The sequence below is a fragment of the Pseudoalteromonas sp. genome (assembly GCF_041613455.1).
Classification (GTDB): domain Bacteria; phylum Pseudomonadota; class Gammaproteobacteria; order Enterobacterales; family Alteromonadaceae; genus Pseudoalteromonas.
Genome location: NZ_JBFJHD010000227.1, coordinates 1 through 4,787 on the forward strand (window position 1 = coordinate 1; position 4,787 = coordinate 4,787).

General features: G+C 43.6%; 4 protein-coding genes. 2 read left to right on the plus strand and 2 right to left on the minus strand.

Annotated elements, in window-relative coordinates:
- The coding region (locus ABYB02_RS14785; RefSeq protein ID WP_372763173.1) for an SDR family NAD(P)-dependent oxidoreductase at positions 1-255 on the minus strand (255 nt) is incomplete at its 3' end.
- Positions 256-460: 205 nt separating this feature from the next.
- Between ABYB02_RS14785 and ABYB02_RS14790 the strand changes: the two genes are divergently transcribed.
- The gene (locus ABYB02_RS14790; protein WP_372763174.1) at positions 461-2,890 is read left to right on the plus strand and encodes a VolA/Pla-1 family phospholipase; all 2,430 of its coding nucleotides are present in this window, start codon (positions 461-463) and stop codon (positions 2,888-2,890) included.
- A 100-nt stretch (positions 2,891-2,990) separates the two neighbouring features.
- Positions 2,991-4,007, plus strand: a complete 1,017-nt coding sequence (sohB, locus tag ABYB02_RS14795) for a protease SohB (RefSeq protein WP_372763175.1) — start codon at positions 2,991-2,993, stop codon at positions 4,005-4,007.
- 119 nt (positions 4,008-4,126) lie between these two features.
- Here the strand turns inward: sohB and ABYB02_RS14800 are convergent.
- On the minus strand, positions 4,127-4,787 hold a 661-nt coding region (locus ABYB02_RS14800), incomplete at its 5' end, for a dicarboxylate/amino acid:cation symporter (RefSeq protein ID WP_372763176.1).

Genomic DNA, 4,787 nt, shown 5'->3' on the forward strand with positions numbered 1-4,787 from the left:
GGCAGCTAGGTCGCGATAATTTTGCTTGGTGGCGCCTTTTAAATCCATAGGAACGATCGCGGGTTGCGGGTAACCTGCATTGACGATTTCGTCATATACACATTCCAGCTTTTGCGTGGTTTTTCCTAATAAAATCACTGTGGCGCCATGTTTTGCAAAGCTAATAGCGGCAACGCGGCCAATACCATCTCCAGCGCCAGTAACTAAAATAGTTTTGTCTTTCAGTGCATTTTCTGCGGCTTGATAAGCGTGCATAAAACTACCCTTATATTAATTTTTTTTGATTTTACCATAGCAAAACGCCAAGTAATCGAATTTATTGTAAATTTAGGTGGCGAAAGTATAAAGTTTACGTTAAGTTTAACTGGTCTAATGTCTCATTAATAAATCAGTTACATTGTTTTAACTTAAAAACTAAATAAACACACTATAAAAATAAGATCTGTGCGGAGCCAACACTATGAAAAAAATGCTACTCTCACTCTCAGTTACAGCTGCATTAGCAGGTTGTGGTGGCGGTGAAACGTTAGAAGATGTTAAAAATGAATCTACTCCCGTTATTCCTTCAGCGACGGTAAAATTTGATCCCGCGAATGGGGTTATTTCTGTCCCCAATGATTTATTAATGAGCGGTACTCTCGATGGCACCTTAAATATTCCTGGCGAATTAAATGCCGAGAATGAGTCTATTCCTCGTGCCGCGTATGCCGATCCACAACTGGCGCTCGGTGCGCTAGATGGGTGGTCTACCCAAGTACCCTTTAAAATTGATTTAACTTTTCCACCGGGTGTCAGCTTAGATGAAACATCTGCATCTACACCGGGTGCGGTGCGTATTTTTGAAGTGATTATGGGTAAAAGCTTAACCGATGCCGAGTGTTCACAAGCACCTGCTGGCGCTGCCTGTAAATTAGTGGGTGAGCTTACCTTTGGCGTTGACTTTATCACGCAAGCCAGCGGTGATGCGGTGGCAATTATCCCCCTTAAGCCGTTTAAGGCGGGTAGCTCATACATTAATGTGTTAACCACCGAGCTGAAAGATTCGCAAGGGCGCGCAATCAAACCGTCATCTACTTACGCGACAGTAAAACAATCAGCGCCTTTGGTTACGCCATCGCAATTGGCATTACAAGGCGTGGTTAACAGCTATGAAAACGTGGTGGTTAGCTCGGGTAATATTAGCAAAGAAGACATTATTTTTTCTGCCGCGATGACGATGCAATCGGCAGGCCCGGTGCTTGGCACAATCAAAAAATTATTAGCCGCCAGTTTGCAAAACCCAAATATGCCAACACCTGCCATTCAGGTACCGGCGCAGGCAGAAGTTAACGTACAGCAAGTATTTGCCTCTCAAGGCGTTACCGTAAGTGCAGCGTTTTCTGCGGTGCAATACCAAAAAGGCACCATTCAACTGCCAATGTATTTAGGCACCCCGACAGGGAAAGAAATTAGCGACCTAAATGCGACTTACTGGCAAGGAATGTGTGATAACGCTGCGGTTGTTGCTGGGTATAAAGCCCAAGCAGGCGCTGCATACCCAAGCGATCCAATTAGTGAAAATGATGCGACCTGTGCGGCATTGAGCGGGGGGCAATTACGAGATTTTGGTCTTGATAGCACGCGTCACTTAACCAAGTACAATACTATTCCAAAAGTACAAAGCATGGCCACCGTGCCGGTACAAATCACTAAACCTATTTTACCGAATATCAATGGCGTACGCGCAAGCTTGCAATTAGATCCGATTGCGATGCCTGCAGGTGGGTGGCCGGTTGTAATGATGCAGCACGGTATTACCACCAGTAAAGAAAGCATGCTGGCACTTACGGCGCAGCTGTCAATTCAAGGCTTTGCTACCATAGCAATCGATCACCCGCGCCATGGTGAGCGTGGTGTGGATGTTGATAATGATGGTACAGATGATTTTAATGCAACCACCGGCTCAGTATTGAGCTACATGAACTTAAGCTCATTACTTGTCGCTCGTGATAGCCTGCGTCAATCAAGCGCTGATTTATTAGCGTTACGTTTGGGCTTAAACTTTATTAACGATGACACGATAAACAGTAAAGACGTTACTTATATCGGCCATTCACTGGGCTCTATTGTGGCGCCTGCGTTTATCGCGCAAGCAAATGCCCCAATGGCTGAAACCTTAGATCCATTATTCAACGTTAACACCGTAGCTCTTGCCAGTGGCGGCGGCGGTATTGCGAGTTTCTTATTAGAGTCGGCTGCGTTTGGCCCGTTTATTCAAGGTTCTGTGTTATCACAAGCTGGTACCGCTGAATCAATTGAGTTTAATGCCTTCCTACAAGGTGATGCCATTTCTAACTGTGGTACGCTACTGCCTGATATGCAAGCATTCTTAAGCTGTGGCTTTACTGAATATGTAACCGCATTAACTATGGCGGGCGAAACAATCAAGCTTGCTAATATTAAAGGTGTTATGACCCAGTTTGTGTTTGCTGCGCAAACCGCGCTTGATAGTGGCGACCCAACTAACTACGCGGCAGCGGTTAATAGCCTAGAAACACCGGTTTATATGAATGTGGTGGTAGGTGATGGCGCAGGCAACAAGCCGGATCAGGTCATTCCACCTACGGTTGCAAGTAACCCATTAGCAGGTACGTTGCCACTGGCAAACTTTATGGGTCTAGAAACAGTGAGTAACTCACAAGCACCGAGCGCGACACCGTCAAGCTATTTAGTTAAATTTACCAAAGGCCATCATGGCTCGGTATTAACTCCTGCAGCAGATGAGTCTTCTGGCGCGGATGCTCAGGGTAGTGCCGCTGCGAATGCTGAAATGCAATTGCAAATTGCAACTTACTTAGCAGCCCGTGGTCGCTTATTGTTAGTAACCAATAGTGACGTTGTGACCGATTAATAACCGACAACGCAATTAAGTACCCAAAGCCACTTTTTAGTGGCTTTTTTTTGTTTGCAAGCATGTTAAATTAGAGCAAATTTATAAACGGAGAAAGCAGTTGGAATTTTTATACGAATACGGGTTGTTTTTGGCTAAAACACTGACCTTTGTGATTGCCATTGCAGTTATTATTACCTTGCTAGTGGGCGCTGCGGTAAAACCTAAAGCTAAAAAAGGCGAGATAGAAATAGATGACTTATCGGAGCAACTCACTGAGCTAAAAGAAAGCTTTTTACACAATACATTAGGAAAAAAAGAGCTTAAAGCACACCAAAAGCAACAGAAAATCGAACAAAAAAAACGTGCTGCAGATGAAGCCAAACCACGCTTATACGTTATCGACTTTAACGGCAGTATGGATGCGCACGAAGTAGAAAGCCTCAGAGAGGAAGTCACTGCTATTATCTCTATTGCCGATGCGAGCAAAGATAAAGTATTGATCCGCCTAGAGAGTGGCGGCGGGGTTGTACATGGTTATGGGCTTGCAGCGTCGCAGTTACAACGGGTAAAAAATGCCGGTATTCCTTTGACTGTGGCAATTGATAAAGTCGCGGCGAGTGGCGGTTATATGATGGCCTGTGTTGCCGATGAAATTTTAGCGGCGCCATTTGCTATTGTTGGCTCAATTGGTGTGATAGCGCAAATTCCTAACTTTAATAAAGTCCTAAAGAAAAATGATGTAGAGCTTGAGCAGATCACGGCAGGGGAGTTTAAACGTACGCTAACATTATTTGGTGAAAATACCGATAAAGCCCGTGAAAAATTTCGTGAAGAAATTGAGCAAACCCATGATTTATTTAAAACCTTTGTGCGTACACAGCGCCAAGCTTTGAATATGGACTTGGTGGCTACTGGAGAGCATTGGTTTGCAACACAAGCGATAGAGAAAGGCTTAGTGGATATGATAAAAACCAGTGATGATGCGTTGCTTGAACAACAACACGAGCGCCAAATATACAAAATTAAATATAAGGTCAAAAAAGGCCTGAGTGATAAATTGGCATTGGGCTTTAGTAGTGCAGTAAATAAAGCCAGTGTAAATTTGCTCTCGAAATTTAAGGCTTTAAATCCTTAGGCGCAGAGTATATATGCAGAGTATAACTATATAAGCCGCGTTTTTAATCAGCTTATAAAAGCTCTTAACAGCAAAAAGCCTTGGCACTGCCAAGGCTTTTTATTAGTCAGTGATAAAAGTTATTTTATCGACTTATGATAATCTTCTAACTCTTTAGCGGCATTAGGATCATTAAACACGGCTTCATCTAATTGCCCCTCAGACTTTGCCACTACACACGTCACCATACAGTCACCGGTGATGTTGACTGCAGTACGTGTCATATCCAGTAATCGGTCAACACCAATAATAATTGCAATGCCTTCAACGGGTAAGCCAACTTGATTTAGTACCATGGCTAGCATTATTAACCCCACGCCAGGTACGCCGGCGGTGCCAACAGAGGCTAAGGTGGCCGTTAAAATAACCATTAAGTAGTCTGAAATTGTTAAGTCAACATTCCACACTTGTGCAATAAATACCGTGGCTACCCCTTGCATAATAGCAGTACCATCCATGTTAATGGTGGCACCTAACGGAATAGTAAACGAAGCAACCGAGTTATTAACTCCTAGTTTTTTGGTTGCTGTTTCGAGTGTAATAGGCATAGTGGCGCTTGAGCTTGAGGTACTAAAGCCAAATAAACAGGCGTGTTTCATCTTCTTTAAAAAGGTGACTGGATTTAAGCCAGTTAACATCTTAAGTAATACACTGTAATTTACAAAGGCATGAAACAGTAATGCGGCCACCACCACGAAGAAGTATTTAGCCAAGCTAACAATTAAGTTTAACTCTATGGTA

What these genes read in the sequence shown, in the direction of transcription:
- ABYB02_RS14790 (WP_372763174.1), top strand. Translation starts at nt 461, where the DNA reads ATGAAAAAAATGCTACTCTCACTCTCAGTTACAGCTGCATTAGCAGGT.